The sequence below is a fragment of the Bradyrhizobium sp. B039 genome (assembly GCF_038965675.1).
GTDB lineage: Bacteria > Pseudomonadota > Alphaproteobacteria > Rhizobiales > Xanthobacteraceae > Bradyrhizobium > Bradyrhizobium diazoefficiens.
Genome location: NZ_CP152416.1, coordinates 519,395 through 538,072, shown reverse-complemented (window position 1 = coordinate 538,072; position 18,678 = coordinate 519,395). Strand labels below are relative to the sequence as shown.

19 protein-coding genes are annotated in these 18,678 nt (G+C 65.0%); 12 read left to right on the top strand and 7 right to left on the bottom strand.

Translation table 11 applies throughout. The annotated features are described in order from the left end of the window. Positions 1 to 43: 43 nt before the first annotated feature. From grxC to AAFG50_RS02395, 3 genes are read left to right on the top strand one after another with little or no spacing between them, the layout of a single operon-like run. Positions 44 to 319 carry a glutaredoxin 3 gene (gene grxC / locus AAFG50_RS02405; protein WP_028175800.1) on the top strand — a complete coding sequence of 92 codons (276 nt, stop codon included), beginning with the start codon at positions 44 to 46 and terminating at the stop codon, positions 317 to 319. Further along, entirely contained in the window at positions 316 to 1,194 is an 879-nt protein-coding gene (locus tag AAFG50_RS02400; protein ID WP_028175799.1) for a carbon-nitrogen hydrolase family protein, read from the top strand. Before grxC ends, AAFG50_RS02400 begins: the two co-directional genes overlap by 4 nt. Then, positions 1,191 to 1,673, top strand: coding sequence for a DUF1178 family protein (locus AAFG50_RS02395; RefSeq protein ID WP_028175798.1), 483 nt, complete (start codon positions 1,191 to 1,193; stop codon positions 1,671 to 1,673). Before AAFG50_RS02400 ends, AAFG50_RS02395 begins: the two co-directional genes overlap by 4 nt. A gap of 139 nt (positions 1,674 to 1,812) precedes the next feature. Here AAFG50_RS02395 and AAFG50_RS02390 read toward each other — a convergent pair whose 3' ends face one another. The 3 genes from AAFG50_RS02390 to AAFG50_RS02380 all read right to left on the bottom strand — a co-directional run bounded on the left by AAFG50_RS02390 (position 1,813) and on the right by AAFG50_RS02380 (position 4,240). Next, complete coding sequence (locus AAFG50_RS02390; protein WP_028175797.1) at positions 1,813 to 2,712, bottom strand: EamA family transporter; 900 nt, start codon at positions 2,710 to 2,712, stop codon at positions 1,813 to 1,815. A gap of 278 nt (positions 2,713 to 2,990) precedes the next feature. Further along, positions 2,991 to 3,758: a bifunctional 2-polyprenyl-6-hydroxyphenol methylase/3-demethylubiquinol 3-O-methyltransferase UbiG gene (ubiG, locus tag AAFG50_RS02385; RefSeq protein ID WP_028175796.1), complete on the bottom strand. Its 768-nt coding sequence runs from the start codon at positions 3,756 to 3,758 to the stop codon at positions 2,991 to 2,993. Between the two features lie 14 nt (positions 3,759 to 3,772). Next, complete coding sequence (locus tag AAFG50_RS02380; protein WP_011083047.1) at positions 3,773 to 4,240, bottom strand: PH domain-containing protein; 468 nt, start codon at positions 4,238 to 4,240, stop codon at positions 3,773 to 3,775. Between the two features lie 163 nt (positions 4,241 to 4,403). Here AAFG50_RS02380 and AAFG50_RS02375 point away from each other — a divergent pair, with 163 nt between their 5' ends. The 5 genes from AAFG50_RS02375 (at position 4,404) to AAFG50_RS02355 (ending at position 11,502) form a co-directional block, all read left to right on the top strand. After that, a complete protein-coding gene (locus AAFG50_RS02375) occupies positions 4,404 to 5,660 on the top strand; it encodes an aspartate kinase (protein WP_028175795.1) in 1,257 nt (418 codons plus the stop codon). Positions 5,661 to 5,948: 288 nt separating this feature from the next. Beyond that, positions 5,949 to 8,216, top strand: coding sequence for a phosphoenolpyruvate--protein phosphotransferase (ptsP, locus tag AAFG50_RS02370; protein WP_028175794.1), 2,268 nt, complete (start codon positions 5,949 to 5,951; stop codon positions 8,214 to 8,216). 58 nt (positions 8,217 to 8,274) lie between these two features. After that, positions 8,275 to 9,360 (top strand): peptide chain release factor 1, encoded by a 1,086-nt coding sequence (gene prfA, locus AAFG50_RS02365; RefSeq protein ID WP_028175793.1) that lies wholly within the window; start codon positions 8,275 to 8,277, stop codon positions 9,358 to 9,360. Then, positions 9,357 to 10,250, top strand: a complete 894-nt coding sequence (prmC, locus tag AAFG50_RS02360; protein WP_028175792.1) for a peptide chain release factor N(5)-glutamine methyltransferase — start codon at positions 9,357 to 9,359, stop codon at positions 10,248 to 10,250. Before prfA ends, prmC begins: the two co-directional genes overlap by 4 nt. 463 nt (positions 10,251 to 10,713) lie before the next feature. Further along, positions 10,714 to 11,502 (top strand): DUF4167 domain-containing protein, encoded by a 789-nt coding sequence (locus AAFG50_RS02355; RefSeq protein WP_011083052.1) that lies wholly within the window; start codon positions 10,714 to 10,716, stop codon positions 11,500 to 11,502. Between the two features lie 55 nt (positions 11,503 to 11,557). Here the strand turns inward: AAFG50_RS02355 and AAFG50_RS02350 are convergent, their stop codons facing one another. Beyond that, complete coding sequence (locus tag AAFG50_RS02350) at positions 11,558 to 12,298, bottom strand: methyltransferase domain-containing protein (RefSeq protein WP_011083053.1); 741 nt, start codon at positions 12,296 to 12,298, stop codon at positions 11,558 to 11,560. 108 nt (positions 12,299 to 12,406) lie between these two features. Between AAFG50_RS02350 and gloB the strand changes: the two genes are divergently transcribed. Both gloB and AAFG50_RS02340 read left to right on the top strand, forming a co-directional pair. Beyond that, a complete protein-coding gene (gene gloB / locus AAFG50_RS02345; RefSeq protein WP_028175791.1) occupies positions 12,407 to 13,174 on the top strand; it encodes a hydroxyacylglutathione hydrolase in 768 nt (255 codons plus the stop codon). Between the two features lie 23 nt (positions 13,175 to 13,197). Next, positions 13,198 to 13,620, top strand: coding sequence for a cupin domain-containing protein (locus AAFG50_RS02340; RefSeq protein WP_011083055.1), 423 nt, complete (start codon positions 13,198 to 13,200; stop codon positions 13,618 to 13,620). 115 nt (positions 13,621 to 13,735) lie between these two features. Here the strand turns inward: AAFG50_RS02340 and AAFG50_RS02335 are convergent, their stop codons facing one another. The 3 genes from AAFG50_RS02335 to AAFG50_RS02325 all read right to left on the bottom strand — a co-directional run bounded on the left by AAFG50_RS02335 (position 13,736) and on the right by AAFG50_RS02325 (position 16,928). Beyond that, positions 13,736 to 14,605, bottom strand: coding sequence for an EamA family transporter (locus AAFG50_RS02335; RefSeq protein WP_028175790.1), 870 nt, complete (start codon positions 14,603 to 14,605; stop codon positions 13,736 to 13,738). 168 nt (positions 14,606 to 14,773) lie between these two features. Then, a complete protein-coding gene (gene phbB, locus AAFG50_RS02330; RefSeq protein WP_028175789.1) occupies positions 14,774 to 15,499 on the bottom strand; it encodes an acetoacetyl-CoA reductase in 726 nt (241 codons plus the stop codon). Between the two features lie 250 nt (positions 15,500 to 15,749). Beyond that, positions 15,750 to 16,928 carry an acetyl-CoA C-acetyltransferase gene (locus AAFG50_RS02325; protein ID WP_028175239.1) on the bottom strand — a complete coding sequence of 393 codons (1,179 nt, stop codon included), beginning with the start codon at positions 16,926 to 16,928 and terminating at the stop codon, positions 15,750 to 15,752. 305 nt (positions 16,929 to 17,233) lie between these two features. Between AAFG50_RS02325 and phaR the strand changes: the two genes are divergently transcribed. After that, complete coding sequence (gene phaR / locus AAFG50_RS02320) at positions 17,234 to 17,827, top strand: polyhydroxyalkanoate synthesis repressor PhaR (protein ID WP_011083059.1); 594 nt, start codon at positions 17,234 to 17,236, stop codon at positions 17,825 to 17,827. Between the two features lie 217 nt (positions 17,828 to 18,044). Then, positions 18,045 to 18,665, top strand: a complete 621-nt coding sequence (locus AAFG50_RS02315; RefSeq protein WP_028175240.1) for a class I SAM-dependent methyltransferase — start codon at positions 18,045 to 18,047, stop codon at positions 18,663 to 18,665. The last annotated feature ends 13 nt before the right edge of the window (positions 18,666 to 18,678 follow it).

The window sequence follows — 18,678 nt, the reverse complement described above, 5'->3', positions numbered from 1 at the left end:
CCATATAATTCAATGAATTCATGACATGAGAGCGCCAGACAAGATGACCGCCGCTGTCGAGATCTACACCAGACCAGGCTGCGGCTATTGCTCCGCGGCCAAATCGCTGCTGACCCGCAAGAAGGCGACCTTCACGGAATTCGACGTCGCCAGGAACCCGTCCTGGCGCGACGAGATGTACGACCGCGCCGGCGAGGGCTCGACCTTCCCGCAGATCTGGATCGGCGGCAGCCATGTCGGCGGCTGCGACGACCTCTACGCCCTCGACCGCGAGGGCAAGCTCGACGGCATGCTCGAAAGCGTGAAGGCCGAATCATGAGCGAGGTCAGGACCTTCACCGCCGCGATGGTGCAGATGCGCACCGGCCTGATGCCCGAACCCAGCCTCGCGCAGGCCACCAGGCTGATCCGGCAGGCTGCGGCCAACGGCGCCGACTACGTGCAGACGCCCGAAGTCAGCAACATGATGCAGCTCAACCGCAAGGCGCTGTTCGAGCACCTCCAGAGCGAAGAGAACGACGCCTCGCTGAAGGCTTACCGCGCGCTCGCGGCGGAGCTGAAGATCCACATCCATGTCGGCTCGCTGGCGTTGCGTTTCTCGGACGAAAAAGCCGTCAACCGCTCGTTCCTGATCGGGCCCGAGGGCAATGTGCTCGCGAGCTACGACAAGATCCACATGTTCGACATCGAGCTGCCGGACGGCGAGAGCTATCGCGAATCCGCCAATTACCAGCCGGGCGAGACCGCCGTGATCTCCGACCTGCCCTGGGGTCGGGTCGGGCTGACGATCTGCTACGACGTGCGCTTCCCCGCGCTCTACCGCGCGCTGGCCGAAAGCGGCGCATATTTCATCACGGTGCCGTCGGCCTTCACGCGCAAGACCGGCGAAGCGCACTGGCACGTGCTGCTGCGTTCGCGCGCGATCGAGACCGGTTGTTTCGTGTTCGCTGCCGCGCAAGCCGGCCTGCACGAGAACAAGCGCGAGACCTATGGCCACTCGTTGATCATCGACCCCTGGGGCGAGATCCTCGCCGAGGGCGATGTCGAGCCCGGCATCATCATGGCCACGATCGATCCCGCCAAGGTCGAGACTGCGCGCCGGGCGATCCCTTCGCTCCAGCACGGCCGCCGCTTCGGCGTCGCCGACCCCAAGGCCGGGCCGGATCATCTGCATCTGGTGCGGGGATCGGCATGATTCGCTACGCGCTTCACTGCGACCGCAACCACGCATTCGAAAGCTGGTTCCAGAGCTCGTCGGCCTACGATTCGCAGGTGAAGCGCAAGCTCGTGACCTGCCCGATCTGCGGCTCGGCCAAGGTCGAGAAGGCGATCATGGCCCCGCGCATCGTCGGCAAGAAGGGCCGCGGGCCGGCCACGCCTCCGCCGGAGCCCGCTGCAACACCCGTGCCCGAGACTGCGCCGTCAGGACCGACCTCGCTGCTGATGGCGCAGGAGCGCGAGCTGCGCGCCAAGATCAAGGAGCTGCGCGACCACATCGTGAAGAACGCCGACAATGTCGGCGAGCGCTTTGCGAACGAAGCCCGCGCGATGCACTACGGCGACAAGGAGCATCGGCCGATCTACGGCGAGGCCTCGCCCGACGAGGCCAAGTCGCTGATCGACGAAGGCATCGAAGTCTCGCCGCTGCCGACGCTGCCGGAAGACAGGAATTGACGCGCGAAGCGCGTCATCCCGGGATGGTCCGAAGGACCAGACCTCAGATGCGCAATTGCGCATCGGGGGATCTCGAGATTCTCAGGAGCGCAATTGCGCTCCATAGTTCGCCCTTCGGGCGCCCCGGAATGACAGTCAACTACGCCCCCACCAACACCGCCACGCCGACCACGATCAGCGCGATGCCAAAGATCTCGCGTGGCGCGATCGGCTGCTTGAACGAGTAGTACGCCACGCCTTGTGCGAACAGCACCTCGATGAGGGCGAGCGTGCGGACATTCGCGGCCGCGGTCAGCGCGAACGCCAGGAACCAGAACTGCGAGGAGAAGGCGCCCATGAAGCCGGCGAACAGCGACGGCTTCCACAGGCCAAGGATCGCCTGCAGGATCTTGGGCGCGCGCCAAAGCAGGTAGATCGTCAGAATCAGAGTCTGCACGAACAGGCCCAGCACCAGCGTGAAGGACGCCGCCGTTACGAAAGACACGTTCGGCACCGTGATGATGGCGCCGCGGAAGCCGACCGCGGACAGCGCGAACGCCGCGGCCGCCACAAGCCCCAGAATGGTCGGCTTCAGCTCGGCAAAGCTTTTCTCGCCGCCGGGCCGCAGCGCCGTGATGACGACGCCGATTGTCGCAACCACGATCGCCAGTACCTTCAGCAAGGTGAGATGATCGCCGAGGAAGACGAAGCCGAAGATCGCGGTCTGGATCGCCTCGGTCTTGAGGTATGCCGTCGTCACCACGAAGGAGCGATCGTTCATCGCCAGCAGCATCAACCCGGTGCCGACGATCTGGCTGAGCGCACCGAGCAGCAGCCACGGCCAGAACACCGACGGCGGCATGCCGAGATGATCGCCTGTCGCGACCAGCACGACGCCAAGAAACAGCAGCGAGAACGGAAAGCCGAACAGGAAGCGGATATTGGTCGCGCCCCACGTCCCCAGCGGCTTCGTCAGCGACCGCTGCATCGCATTGCGCGCGACCTGCCCGAGCGCGGCAATGACGGTGAAGGGAATCCAGAGGCTGGTGATGGTGAGCATGGGGGTGGGTGGGGATGGTGTGGCGGGAGAGGATTTGCGGCCAACCTGCCGCTAGCAGCAAAGCAGGTCAATCACAGGGATGTCATGGGTGCGATGCTCTCGCTACAAACGCCGATGTCGTCCCGGCGAAGGCCGGGACCCATAGCCACTCGATTTGGTTTGGCGAAGATTCGTGGTGACGAGCTTCGCGCTGCAACTTCTCCTGGGGGTATGGGTCCCGGCCTTCGCCGGGACGACACCGTGGGTGTGGATGCAGCTGGGCCGCCACGAACAGCCCCTCACACCATCCCTTCCGCCACCACCATGTAGTTCACGTCCATGTCGGAGGAGAGGGTCCACTTGTCGGCGAAGGGTGAGTAGACGACGCCGGTCTGCTCGGTGATGACGAGGCGGTTGTCGAGCAGGTATTTCGTCAGCTCGTCGGGGGTGACGAACTTGTTCCATTCGTGGGTGCCGCGCGGCAGCCAGCGCAGCACGTATTCGGCGCCGACGATGGCGAGCGCAAAGCTCTTCCAGTTCCGGTTCAGCGTCGAGACCACCATCAGCCCGTTGGGCTTGAGCATCGCGGCGCAGCGCTTCAGGAAAACGCCGACGTCGACGACGTGCTCGACCACCTCCATCGCCAGCACGATGTCGAAGCGCTCGCGCGGGTCGATCTCCTCCACCGTGGTGCAGCGGTAGTCGATCGCAAGATGGCTCTTGTCGGCGTGCAGTTTTGCGGCCGCAATATTGCTCTGCGAGGGATCGACGCCGATGACCTGGGCCCCTAGCCGTGACAGCGGCTCGCAAAGCAGGCCGGCGCCGCAACCGATGTCGAGCACGCGCAGGCCGCCGAGGCAGTTGAGGCTGCGCACGTTGCGCTCGAACTTGCGGCAGGCGGCGTCGCGGATGTAGCCGAGCCGCAACGGGTTGATCCGGTGCAGCGGCGCCATCTTGCCCTTAGGGTCCCACCACTCCGCGGAGAGTTTCGAGAATTTCGCGATCTCGGCGGCGTCGACGGTCGAGCCCAGCTGGGCAGTTGCGGAAGTATTTTGCTGCATGCTCATGGTTACGCGCGGTCCTACCGCGTGGTGATCGAACTACGGAAGGCGAGCGGCGAAGCGATGGTCCTGATCGTCTCGATCCCCTCGCCGACACCGCGAATGGTCACGTCGCCGTAGTTGAGAATACGTCCAAGAATCGTCTGATCGACGTCGACGCTCTCGACCTTGTCCAGCGCCATCTCGAAGGTGCGGCGCTTGATGAACCCGGTCTTGTGCACAACCCTGAGGTTGGTGACGTCGGTCTCGGTGGTGAAGCGATGGAACCAGCCCTTCACGGTCCAGTACAGGGCGGCCAGCGCCACCAGGCCCGAGCCGAACAGGGACAGGATCATCACGCTGTAGATGTCGCTCTGCCGGGACAGGGCGAACAGGGCCAGGGCCACGATCCAGGCCACAATCGCCGGGAAATAGAAGATCCAGTGCGCATTGGTCGAATACAGCACCCGCTCGCCCGGTTGCAGGATCTCGTCGATGTAACGCGCCATGTTCTCGGTTAACCCATTACCCCCAAACCGGACCTCGAGCCTGCCCCCGCAGGAACCCGCTTGCCCCCGGCCCCGCCGCTATGTATACGCGCGGTCGGTGTCCGCGAGGCCCGTCCAGTGCGGGTCACCATACTGATCCTTATGAGGGAATGCACGCGTCGTCATGAGCCGCCTCGTGATGAAATTCGGCGGCACATCCGTCGCCAACATCGAACGCATCCGCAACGTCGCACGCCATGTGAAGCGTGAGGTCGACGCCGGCCACGAAGTGGCCGTGGTCGTCTCGGCGATGTCGGGCAAAACCAACGAGCTGGTGGCCTGGTGCACCGAGGCCTCGCCGATGCACGATGCGCGCGAATACGACGCCGTCGTCGCCTCCGGCGAACAGGTGACCTCCGGCCTCCTCGCCATCGTGCTCCAGAGCATGGGCATCCAGGCCCGCTCCTGGCAGGGCTGGCAGATCCCGATCAAGACCAGCGACGCCCATGCCTCGGCCCGGATCGAGGACATCGACGGCAGCGAGATCATCAAGCGCTTTAGGGATCGCAAGGAAGTCGCCGTCATCGCCGGCTTCCAGGGCATCAACCCCGAGACCAACCGCATCACCACGCTCGGCCGCGGCGGCTCCGACACCTCGGCCGTGGCGGTCGCCGCCGCCGTCAAGGCAGACCGCTGCGACATCTACACCGACGTCGACGGCGTCTACACCACCGACCCGCGAATCGTGCCGAAGGCCAAGAGGCTCGACAAGATCGCGTTCGAAGACATGCTGGAACTGGCCTCGCAGGGCGCGAAAGTGCTCCAGGTCCGCTCGGTGGAACTCGGCATGGTCCACAACATGCCGATCTTCGTCCGCTCGAGCTTCGACAAGCCCGAGGATATCGACCCGCATGCCAACCAGCCGCCCGGCACGCTGATCTGCAGCGAGGAGGAGATCATGGAAAGCCACGTCGTCACCGGCATCGCCTTTTCGAAGGACGAGGCCCAGATTTCGGTGCGCCAGATCGAGGACAAGCCGGGCGTCGCCGCGTCGATCTTCGGTCCGCTGGCGGATGCCAACATCAACGTCGACATGATCGTGCAGGGCGTCTCCGAGGACGGCAAGACCACCGACCTCACCTTCACGGTGCCGGCCGCGGACTTCACCCGCGCCAGGGATACGATTACCGCCGCCAAGGGCAAGATCGGCTATGCCCGGCTCGATACCGCCACCGACGTCGCCAAGATATCGGTAATCGGCAGCGGGATGCGCAGCCACGCCGGCGTCGCCGCCCAGGCGTTCTCGGCCCTCGCCGGACGGAATATCAACATCCGGGCCATTACAACCTCCGAGATCAAATTCTCGGTATTGATCGACACCGCCTATACCGAGCTTGCGGTGCGGACCCTGCATACGCTCTACGGCCTCGATCAGGCTTAGGCTAATTTTCTCTTAGCGGTCGCAGCAAACGCGAAGGTGTACACACCTTCGCGTCTGGCAGGCGTTTTGCTTGGCAAAACAAGCCCCAATTCGCTATACGGCGAACAGGGTGGGCTGCCACATACTGTGCCCCAGTTGAGGCGGTGCTGATTCGGCTCAGGCGCCAAATCTGAAGAAGATTTGGACCCGGGCCGGCGCCGGATGAGCAAATTCGTTGTTTTTCTGGATTTTCGGGCGAGCCGCCGGGACCCCCTTTCGGGCCCGGCTGACGGAGGAGACTGAGGGTACATGCGGAGCGCGTCGGGAGGTCCCCGCGTCTTGTTGAGACGGCTCCGCGAAACCATGGCGGAGCAGGTCTCGGCCCAGGAGCGGCTGGACAAGATCGTGGTGCTGATCGCCGCCAACATGGTGGCCGAGGTGTGCTCGGTCTATGTGCTGCGCATCGACAACACGCTCGAGCTCTACGCCACCGAAGGTCTGAACCGCGAGGCGGTGCACCATACCGTGCTCAGCGCCCATGAGGGCTTGGTCGGCCTCGTCGCCAGCGAGGCGACGCCGCTCAATCTGAACGACGCGCAGAGCCATCCGGCCTTCTCGTTCCGCCCGGAGACCGGCGAAGAGATCTACCACTCCTTCCTCGGCGTGCCGATCCTGCGCGCCGGCAACACGCTCGGCGTGCTGGTGGTGCAGAACCGTGCCAAGCGCACCTATGTCGAGGAAGAACTCGAGGCGCTGCAGACCACCGCGATGGTGCTGGCGGAGCTGATCGCCTCCGGCGAATTGTCGGCGCTGGCCCAGCCCGGCCTCGAGCCGGCCGCGCGCCACTCCATGCAGAGGGTCGGCGCGATCCTGTCGGAAGGCATCGCGCTCGGCCATGTCGTGCTGCACGAGCCGCGCGTCGTCATCAAGGACTACATCGCCGAGGACCTGCCGAAGGAAATCAAACGGCTCGACACCGCGCTCGCCAAGCTGCGCGCCGATCTCGACCGCATGCTGGAGCGCGGCGACGTCGCAGAGGGCGGCGAGCACCGCGATGTGCTGGAAGCCTACCGCATGTTTGCCAACGACCAGGGCTGGTCGCACAAGCTGCACGAGGCGGTCGCCACCGGCCTCACCGCGGAAGCCGCCGTCGAGCGCGTGCAGTCCGACACCCGCGCGCGCATGCTGCGCTCGACCGATCCATACCTGCGCGACCGGCTGCATGACCTCGAGGATCTCGGCTACCGCCTGATGCGGCAGCTCGTCGGCCAGGACCACGCGCCGTCACGCGAACAATTGCCCGACAATGCCATCGTCATCGCCCGCGCGATGGGCCCGGCGGCGCTGCTCGACTACGACCGCAAGCGCCTGCGCGGCATCGTGCTGGAGGAAGGCACCGCCAACTCCCACGTCTCGATCGTGGCGCGCGCGCTCGGAATCCCTGCGGTCGGCGAAGTGCCGAACGCGCCTGGAATCGCCGATCCCGGCGACGCCATCATCGTCGACGGCACGTCGGGCTCGATCTATGTGCGCCCCTCGCAGGAGATCGAGGCGGCCTTCGCCGAGCGCGTGCGCTTCCGTGCCCGCCGCCAGGCGCAGTACCTCGCGCTGCGCGACCGGCCCTGCGTCACCAAGGACGGCCAGAAGGTCGAGCTGATGATCAACGCAGGTCTCGCCATCGACCTGCCGCATATCGAGGACACCGGCAGCGCCGGCATCGGCCTGTTCCGCACCGAGCTGCAATTCATGGTCGGCCAGAGCCTGCCGCGCACCAGCGACCAGCTCGCGCTTTATCGCACCGTGCTGGATGCGGCGGGCACCAAGCCCGTCACCTTCCGCACCCTCGACATCGGCGGCGACAAGGCGCTGCCCTACATGGAAGCGGTGATCGAGGAGAATCCGGCGCTCGGCTGGCGCGCGATCCGGCTCGGGCTCGATCGTCCCGGCCTTTTGCGCGGCCAGATCCGCGCGCTGCTGCGCGCCGGCGGCGGCCGCGCGCTGCGCATCATGTTCCCGATGATCTCGGAGGTCGCCGAATTCGATTCGGCGAAGGCGCTGGTCGAGCGCGAGCTGACATATCTGCGCCAGCACGGCCACACGCTGCCGGAGCGGATCGACATCGGCACCATGGTCGAGGTGCCGGCGCTGCTGTATCAGCTCGACGAGCTCCTGAAGAAGGTCGATTTCATCTCGGTCGGCTCCAACGATCTGTTCCAGTTCCTGTTCGCGGTCGACCGCGGCAATGCCAAGGTCTCCGAGCGCTTCGACACCATGTCGGCGCCGATCCTGCGCGCGCTCCGCGACATTGCCCGCAAGTCCAATGCGGCGCAGAAGTCGCTGTCGCTCTGCGGCGAGATGGCCTCCAAGCCGATCGGCGCGCTGGCGCTGATCGCGATGGGCTATCGCTCGCTGTCGCTGTCGGCAACCGCGCTCGGCCCGGTCAAGGCGATGGTGATCGATCTCGATGCCAAGAAGGCCGAGGCGATGCTCGGCCCGTTGCTGGATGCGCCAAGCGGCAGCGTCTCGATCCGGCAGAAGCTGACGGAATTTGCCGAGGCCGAAGGCCTGGCCTTGTAGCGGGCCTGTCGCCCGCGTCCCGCCGCCTCGCCGCCTTCCGCCATTTGAGACTTACCCGATGTCGTCACTCCCCGAAGCCAAACTGGACGTCCTGCTCGCGCATCACGCTTCGCTCGAGGCCGAATCGCTGGGACAGCTCGCCTCCGAGCGCTACGTGCAGATCACGCGCGAGCTCGCCGAGATCACGCCGCTGATCGAGGCGGTCAAGACTTACCGGTCCGCGGTTAAAGAACTCGCCGACACCGAGGCGCTGATCGCCGATCCCGCGACGGATGCGGAGATGCGCGGCATGGCGGAAGCCGAGCGCGACGAGCTGGCGCCAAGGATCGAGGATCTCGTCAAGAAAATCCGCGTCGCGCTGCTGCCCAAGGACGCCATGGACGACCGCAACGTGGTGCTGGAAATCCGCGCCGGCACCGGCGGCGACGAGGCTTCGCTGTTCGCCGGCGACCTGTTCCGGATGTACGAGCGCTTCGCCAGCCTGCAGGGCTGGAAGGTCGAGGTCATCTCGGCGAGCGAAGGCACCGTCGGCGGCTACAAGGAAATCATCGCGGAGGTGCAGGGCCGCGGCGCGTTCTCGAAGCTGAAGTTCGAATCCGGCGTGCACCGCGTGCAGCGCGTGCCCGACACCGAGACGCAGGGGCGCATCCACACCTCGGCCGCGACGGTGGCGGTGCTGCCGGAGGTCGAGGATGTCGACGTCGACATCAAGAACGATGATCTGCGCATCGAGACCATGCGCGCGCAGGGCGCCGGCGGCCAGCACGTCAACAAGACCGAATCGGCGATCCGCATCACCCACATCCCGACCGGCATCGTGGTGATGATGCAGGACAGCCGCTCGCAGCACAAGAACCGCGCCTCGGCGATGAACATCCTGCGCTCGCGCATCTACGACGCCGAGCGGCAACGCGTCGATGCGGCGCGCTCGGCCGAGCGCAAGGAAAAGGTCGGCTCCGGCGACCGCTCTGAGCGCATCCGCACCTATAATTTCCCGCAAGGGCGCGTCACCGACCACCGCATCAATCTAACGCTCTACAAGCTGCCGCAGGTGATCGCGGGCGAAGCGCTTGGCGAATTGATCGACGCGCTGACCACCGAGCACCAGGCCGCACAGCTCGCCGCGCAAGGCGCGGCGGCGTGACGCCCCGCGTGAGCGATCCCTTCACCGGACAATCGATCGAGAGCGCACGACGTGCACTGGCGGCGCGGCTGCGATCGGCGCAGATCGACGAAGCCGAGCTCGACGCCCGCATCCTGCTTGGTGCTGCGCTCGGCCTCGATCTCACCAGCCTGATTGCGCAGGCCGCCCGGCTTCTCACGGAGGCGGAGGCCTCGCGGATCGCGCAGCATGCGCAACGCCGGATCGCGGGCGAGCCGGTGGCGCGCATTCTCGGCACGAGCGAATTCTGGGGCCTGCCGTTCCGCCTGTCGGACGCAACCCTGGTCCCACGCCCCGACACAGAGACGGTCGTCGAGCGCGCGCTCGAGCTTTTCCGCGAGCAGAAGGCAATCCACCAGCCACGCATCGCCGACATCGGCACCGGATCCGGCGCGATCCTGCTGGCGCTGCTGCACGATATTCCCGGCGCCTTCGGCGTCGGCACCGATCTCAGCCTGAACGCGCTCGAGACCGCCAGGGGCAATGCCGCGACCCTTGGCCTTGCCGACCGCTCCGCCTTCGTCGCCTGTTCCTATTTAGCGGCGCTCCGCGGCCCATTCGACCTCATCGTGTCGAATCCGCCCTATATCCCTTCCGCCGAAATTCCGAAATTGAGCATCGAGGTGCGCGAGCACGATCCGCATCTGGCGCTCGACGGCGGCAATGACGGATATGACGCCTACCGCGCCCTGATCCCGCAGGCGGCCGAGCGTCTCGCGCCCGGCGGAGCGCTGATCGTCGAGGCCGGACAGGGCCAGGCCCGAAATATTGAAACCCTTTTGACGGCTGCGGCGTTGGTGGTGGACAGGCCGCCCAAGGCCGATTTGGCGGGTATCCCACGGGCCGTTTCGGCCCGAAAAATGCCCCCATAAAAGCCGGATTGGCCTGTAAAAACCACTTGGAATATCCCTTGGGAACGACTACCTTCTACTCAACACATCGGTGTCGGCCCCGTACACCTACGGGCGAAAGCCGGGCTCTCGGGCGAGAGCTTCACTGATTTTAGGTTCCAAGCCGCAGGTCCTGTTAAGCGCGATAGCCCATTGAGGTGCGCAGCTTTCCGACCGCAAAGTGAACGAAAGCCTGATATTGCGCGCGAAGACTAACGCAAGAAACCAGGGCTTGTTTTGGCAGGCAAAATGAATGGGTTCGCTGGCAATGAATGCTGGCGGGTGGGGAACGCGTCTTTGTTGAACGCGACGGTCGACGAACATTGGCAGGGTTCAAGCCGCCTCTTGCGCGCGGTGCGCGTGAGCGATGTGAACCGCTGTCATCAGGTCACTCCTAGCAATCAGTAATGCGTGCAACCTTTAGGGCTGGAATTAAAGGCAGGACATGAGAAACGGTCAGAACAAGCAGCGGATGCGCAACCGCAACAACAACAATAACAACAACCGGCGCGGCCAGAACCCGATGACCCGGGTCTACGAGTCCAACGGACCCGATATCAAGATCCGCGGCACGGCTTCGCATATCGCCGAAAAATATCTGCAGCTCGCGCGCGACGCGCGCTCTTCCGGCGACCCCGTTGCGGCCGAGAACTACTACCAGCACGCCGAGCACTATTTCCGCCTGATCGCGGCCGCCCAGGAGCAGTTCCGCCAGAACCAGCAGCCGCGCGGCGACGAGCCCATCAGCAGCAATAGCGACGACGGCGAAGACGACGGCGAGAATTTCTCGAATTTCGGCCAGGAGCCGGGCTTCGTCCCGCAGCCGCAACAGCAGCAGCCCTTCATGCGCGACCGCGACGGCCAGCGCGATCATCATCAGCGTGATCACCAGCAGCGTGACAACCAGCCGTCGTACCAGCGCGACAACCAGCAGCCGCGCGAGCACCGCGAACGCGACCATCGTCCGCAGCCGCAGCAATATCAGCCGCAGCCAATGCCGCCGAACCAGCCGCAGCCCGTCATCGCCGATGCCGGCAGCGTCGATCGCCTGCCCTCCTTCATCACCGGTGCACAGCCGCAAGTGAATGTCGGCGCGAACGGCGGCCAGGCTGGCTTCGAGGGCGGTGGTGGCGGCGAGCGCTTTCCGCGCCGGCGGCGCCGGCCGCATGGCCCGCGCCCCGAGCGCGAAGCCGCTCCGGCCGCGTCCAGCGACGATCTGGCGCCCGGCGAGTAACCTCCTTCTGATTTTCTGATCTGCATCGTCCCGGCCTCGCCGGGACGATTTGTTTTCAGCTGCGCGTCACCGTCGAGGACGGCACCAGCACCGGCTTCAACGAGGGAATCAACCGCGCCCGCTCGCGCTTGGCGGGGATCGCGCGATAGACCTGCTTGGTGGCCTCGACGATGTGCACGCCGGCAAAGGGCAGCGACAGCGCCGCGCCGGCACGCTCCCACATCTGCGCCGATTTCAGCACCCAGCCGCCGGCATAGGGCGGCATGAACAGCGCCTCGCCCCAGGCGGTCGGCGTGAACCAGGTCTGGCGCAACAGATCGGTGATCTGCGAGCGCGAATAGGGCCGGCCGTGGCCGAACGGCGTATTGTCGCTGCGCGTCCACACGCCGCGCCGGTTCGGGATCACCGCGATCACGCGGCCGGACGGAGACAGCACGCGCCACACCTCGCGCAGCAGCGCAGCCGGATCGTCCGACATCTCCAGCGCGTGGACCAGCAGGATGCGGTCGACCGCGGAATCGGGAAGCGGCAGCGAGAATTCATCCACCAGCGAGGCCAGCGCCGGCCGCCCCGTAGGCCATTTCAGGACGCCCTGGGCCGCCGGCATGAAGGCGAGGCAGCGCTCGGCGTCCTCCCGGAACAGTCCGAGATAGGGCGTGGGATAGCCGATGCCGAGCACGCGCTGGCCCTCGGCGCGCGGCCAGCGCTCCCTGATGCCCCGATTGATCATTTGCCGCGCCACAATCCCGAGGCGACGGGAATAGAACTCGCGGAGGTCGACGACGTCGATGCTCATGACGGCAATGTAACATGCGCAAGGCCGCCGCTGCGCGCTGAATATTGCATTGCCTGCGCAACGTTAACGCCATATTTGTCTGGCGGGGCTGAGCGCGAAGGAGACGTCATGGCTGCCGAAATTCGTACTTTCAGCTGTTTAAACGACAATTTCGGTTACCTGATCCACGATGTGGAAACCAAGGCGACAGCGTCGATCGACGCGCCGGAGGCCGGCCCCATCCTGAAGGCGCTGGAGCGCGAGGGCTGGCAGCTCACCGACATCCTGATCACCCATCACCATGGCGATCATGTCGGCGGGGTCGCCGAACTCAAGCACAAATACAACTGCCGCGTCGTCGCGCCGCACGACAAGACCACTGCGATCGCCAACGTCGACCTGCGCGTCGCCAATGCCGACGTGGTCAAGGTCGGCAACCTGCTGGCGCGCGTCGTGGAGACGCCCGGCCACACGCTCGACCACATCTCCTACGTGTTCGACACCGAGAAGACCGTGTTCGCCGCCGACACGCTGTTTTCGATCGGCTGCGGCCGCGTGTTCGAGGGCACCTACCCGATGATGTGGGATTCGCTGCTGAAGCTGCGGGCGCTGCCCGACGATTTCAAGCTCTATTGCGGCCACGAATACACCGCTTCCAACGTCAAGTTCGCGCTCACCGTCGATCCCGACAATGCGGCGCTTCAGGCGCGCGCGGCGGAGGTGACCAAGCTTCGCGCCGAGAACAAGCCCACGATCCCCTCACTGCTTGGTGACGAGAAGCGAGCAAACGTGTTCCTGCGTGCCGATGACCCCTCGGTCGCAGCCAGGCTACACATGAAGGGTGCGGATGCCGCCGCGGTGTTCGGCGAGCTGCGCGAGCGCAAGAACAAATCCTAAAGAACAAATCCTGACGGGGATCGATGCCGACCGCAGCCGAGATCATCGCGCGCCTTGAACTCCGACCGCATCCCGAAGGCGGGCACTATCGCGAGACGTTTCGCGACCAGACCACGGACGCCAACGGCCGTTCGCGCTCGACCCTCATTTACTTCCTGCTCGCGCGCGGCGAGCGTTCGCACTGGCACCGCATCGATGCGGTCGAGATCTGGCATTACTACGCCGGCAGCCCGCTGATGCTGCGCATCGCGCATGAAGGCTGCTCCCAGCACGAGGTCCGCCTCGGCACGGATCTCGTGAGCGGCGAACGACCGCAGGCCATCGTACCGGCCGATGCATGGCAGATGGCCGAGACAACAGGTGAGTGGACACTGGTCGGCTGCACCGTGGCACCCGCATTCGAGTTCGCGAAGTTCGAGCTCGCGCCGAAGGGCTGGGAGCCGTAGCTCCACACCGTCATTCCGGGGCGCCCCGCAAGCGGCAAACCCGGAATCTATTTCGCCACTATTGACGCCGATAAATGGATTCCGGGTTCGCACGTCGTGCGCCCCCGAATGACAATCATCGCTTCCGCAACACCATATCTTTCGCCGCGATCAGGCCGCCGCCGGCGATCAGGACCGCGGCGATGGCGATATTGGCACTGGCTTTTGCGAAGCCGGCGGCGATGAGGAAGCCGGTCGACAATAGTGGCGTCGCGTAGGACGCAGCGCCGAGCACGCGGATGTCACCGCGCTTCATGCCGATGTCCCAGGCGTAGAACGCAGCACCGACGGGACCGATGCCGAGCGCAATCACGGAGATCCATTGCAGCGCCGTCTCCGGCCACACGGTGGTTTCGAGCACGCCATGCATCAGCGCGGCCAGCACTGCCGTGGCGAGACAGAAGCCCGCGACCGCGTCGGTCGGCACCGCCTTCAATCGGCGCGACAGCACCGAATAGGTCGCCCACACGAAGGCCGCGATGAAGGCCGCGATCAATCCCGGCACCGCCCCCGGCGCGAAGCCGGAGGTATTGCCGGCGAACAGCAGCACGGTGCCGACGAGGCCGAGCACGGCACCGACGATGTGATGCACGGCCAGCCGCTCGCCCGGCAGGAAGGACGAGAACAGCACGATCAGCAGCGGCCAGAGATAGTTGAGCAGACCGGCTTCAGCCGGCGGCGCGAAGCGCAGCGCCAAAAAATACAGCGCGTGATAGCCGAACAGTCCGCCGACGCCGACGGTCCACACAGCCAGTGGCTGGCGCAGGCTTTTCGCCGCCTCGCCGCGGCCGATCCAGGTGAGCAGGCCGACGAGGCCGCCGATCGCAAATGTCATCGCGGCGAGCTGGAATGCCGGGATCTTTCCGGTCGCCACCGTCATCACTGACAGCAGCGACCACATCAGGATCGCGGTCAATCCGATCAGCGTCGCGGTGCGGGGAGTCATTTAAATCGCCTCGTCATTCCGGAGCGGCTCAAAGAGCAGAACCCGGAATCTCGAGATTCCGGGTTCGCCGCTATCGCGGGCCCCCGGAATGACAGTGCATGGACAAATGCCCGGGACAAGCCCGGGCATGACGACGTCGTCGATATCAGCCTGCGTGATGCCTACGCATCACACCATGTACTGGCCGCCGTTGACGGTCAGCGTCGAGCCGGTGATGGCGCCGGCTTCGTCGGCGGCGAGGAACACGACCGCGCGTGCGATTTCCTCGGGCTCCCCTAAGCGGCCGATCGGGATCAGCGGCAGGATCGCCTTCTCCAGCACGTCCTTCGGCACCGCCTGCACCATCTCGGTGTTGATGTAGCCGGGGCAGATCGCGTTCACGGTGACGCCGCCCTTGGCGTTCTCCAGCGCTAAAGCCTTGGTGAAGCCGATCTCGCCGGCCTTCGCCGCAGAATAGTTCACCTGGCCGAATTGGCCCTTCTGGCCGTTGATCGAGGAGATGTTGATGATGCGGCCGAACTTGCGCCCGCGCATGCCTTCGATCACCTGGCGCGACATGTTGAACAGCGAGCCGAGATTGGTGCCGATCACGGCGTTCCATTGCTCGAGGCTCATCTTGTGGAAGGCGCCGTCCTTGGTGATGCCGGCATTGTTGACGAGCACGTCGATCGGGCCGACCTCGGCCTCGACCTTCTTCACGCCTTCGGCGCAGGCGTCGAAATTGCTGACGTCCCATTTGTAGACAGCGATGCCGGTCTCCGCCTTGAACTTCTCCGCCGCGGCATCGTTGCCGGCGTAGCTCGCCGCGACCTTGTAGCCGGCCGCCTTCAGCGCCTTGCCGATCGCAGCTCCGATGCCCCGCGTACCACCCGTCACCAATGCAACACGTGCCATATCGTATTCCTTCCCTTGGACTCTTCGGACGTTTCTGAGTGATCGTTTTTAGCTACGGATTATGCGGGACGTTTGACGGACATCAAGAACAAAACGCCCGGCGTGAGCCGGGCGTTTCTCTTTAGTCGAGGCTGACGCGGTTGCGAAGAATATTTGATTTGCAACCGCTGCCTTTTTAGTCGCGTGCAACGCACTCACTTATGTGTGCAGCGCACGCGCATGGTCCACGTAAGCTGCGCGAGAGCTAGATTCAGTCGCGCGCCAGACACATCGCGATACCCATGCCGCCGCCGATGCACAGTGTGGCAAGGCCCTTCTTGGAATCGCGCTTCTGCATCTCGTGCAGCAGCGTCACCAGCACGCGCGCGCCGGAGGCGCCGACCGGGTGGCCGATCGCGATCGCACCGCCATTGACGTTGACCTTGGAGGTGTCCCAGCCGAGGTCCTTGTTGACGGCGCAAGCCTGCGCCGCGAAGGCCTCGTTGGCCTCGATCAGGTCGAGGTCGCCGACGTTCCAGCCGGCCTTCTTCAGCGCGGCGCGCGAGGCCGGGATCGGGCCCGAGCCCATGATCTTCGGATCGACGCCGGCCTGCGCCCACGACACGATGCGCGCGAGCGGCTTCTTGCCTTCCTTGGCAGCCTGCTTGGCGGTCATCAGCACCACGGCGGCAGCGCCGTCATTGATGCCGGAAGCAGAGCCTGCGGTGACCGTGCCGTCCTTCTCGAAGGCGGGACGGAGCTTGGCCATCGCATCGAGCGTTGCGCCATGGCGCGGGTATTCGTCGGCGCTGACGACCACGTCGCCCTTGCGGGTCTTGATGGTGACGGGGACGATCTCGTCGTTGAACTTGCCGGCCTTCTGCGCGGCCTCGGCCTTCTGCTGCGAGGCGACCGCGAACTCGTCCTGCTGGGCGCGGGTGATCTGCCACTGGCGCGCAACGTTCTCGGCGGTGTTGCCCATGTGGTAGCCGTTGAAGGCATCCCACAGGCCGTCCTTGATCATGGTGTCGATGAATTCGAGCGCGCCCATCTTGACGCCGCCACGCAGATACTGGGCGTGCGGAGCCATGCTCATCGACTCCTGGCCGCCGGCGACCACGATCTCGGAATCGCCGTTGAGCAGCGCCTGGTAACCGAGTGCGACCGTGCGCAGACCCGAGCCACAGAGCTGGTTGACGCCCCAGGCCGGGCTCTCCACCGGAATGCCGGCGGCGATCGAGGCCTGGCGGGCCGGGTTCTGGCCCTGAGCGGCGGTCAGAATCTGGCCCATGATGACTTCGGAGACCCGGCCGGGCTCGATGCCACCACGCTCCAGCGCGGCCTTGATGGCGACGGCGCCGAGATCGTGGGCGGGAAGGGTCGCGAACGCTCCGTTGAAGCTTCCGACCGGGGTGCGGGCGGCGCTGACGATGACGACATCGTCTGACATGGGCATCTCCTGGGGTTGAATGGGGGCAGACGGGGCTGGGGAAACGGCTCGCCAGTCTCGGACGGCATCCTGTTAACGTCATTGCGGCATGTCAATCGGCCGGTGGCCGAATTCATGCCGCAACGCATTCCAAATAGCGTTCTTGGCGCTTTCGCAAGCACGTTTTTGCTGCCCGATTAACCGTGGCGCACAAAACGGTAGCGTGACCCCTTTGAAAATGCTTATTTTGTTGCGTTGCGTACTCTTCCCGCCCTGCGGCATCGGCCGCCGGGTTCCCGTTCTCAGCGTCTTGCAAGTGAGAGCCCATGGCGAAATCAGACCAACCCACCACCATCAAGAAATACGCGAACCGCCGGCTCTATAACACCGGAACGAGCACCTATGTGACGCTGGAAGACCTCGCCGCCATGGTCAAGGATGGCGAAGATTTCCTGGTCTACGACGCCAAGACCGGCGACGACATCACCCGCTCGGTGCTGGCCCAGATCATCTTCGAGCAGGAGAACAAGGCCGGCCAGAACCTGCTACCGACCACCTTCCTGCGCCAGCTCATCCGCTTCTACGGCGACAGCATGCAGATGGTGGTGCCGAAATATCTGGAACAGTCGATCGCGACGCTGACCCAGGAACAGGAGAAGTTCCGCAAGCAGATCGCCAATACGCTGTCCGGCACGCCCTTTGCGCCCCTGGAGGAGCAGGTCCGCCGCAACATGGAGCTGTTCCAGCAGACCTTCTCGATGTTCAAGCCGTTCGCCCCGCCGGCGCGCTCCTCCACCACCCCGGAGCCGGAGCCCGATGCGACCGCCGAGGCGCCGAAGGACAGCAACATCGACGATCTGCGCCAGCAGATGAAGGAAATGCAGGAACGCCTCGAGCGGATGTCGAAGAAGGAAGAGTAGGTCCTCTCGTTCGCCTCAGCGCGGCCGCCTGCCGCGGGCGTTTGCTTGGCGATTGTGCGCCCGTCATTCCACAATGTCGTTCTGGCGAAAGCCAGGACCCATACCGCGTGATCTGTCGGTAGAGATCGATAGCAGTACCGAACGACGAATCATCGCCAAACTGCTTCCTGGGGTAATGGGTCCTGGCTTTCGCCAGGACGACGCTGGAGAAGCCGCCATGTCCGACCCAAGCGCGCATTGGAACAACGTCTACGCCACAAAGGGCGAGACCGAGGTCAGCTGGTTTCAGGAGAGCCCGGCGATCTCGCTCGACATGATCCGCTCCGCCAACGTGGATCGCGGCGCAGGCATCATCGATATCGGCGGCGGCGCTTCGCGGCTGGTGGACGCTCTCTTGCAGGACGGATACCGCAATCTCGCCGTGCTGGACCTGTCCGCCAATGCGCTCGACGCTGCAAAGCGGCGGATCGGCCCGGCGGCCGCGTCCGTCGACTGGATCGTCGCCGACGCCACGACGTGGCGGCCGGCGCGCAGCTACGAGGTCTGGCACGATCGTGCGGCGTTTCACTTCCTGACCGATCCGCGCGACAGGGCCGCTTACGTCGAGCGCCTGCGGTCGGCGGTTGCGTCCGGCGGCCACGTCATCATCGCCACCTTTGCGCTCGATGGTCCGGAGAAATGCAGCGGCCTGCCGGTGCAGCGCCACGACAGCACGAGTCTTTCGACGGAGTTGGGGCCGGATTTCGAGCTGATCGAAACGCGCAGCGAGACTCATCACACGCCGTGGAAATCGACGCAGGCGTTTCAGTTCAGCCGGTTCCGGAGGCGCGGCTCTTGAGGCGTGGCGCATG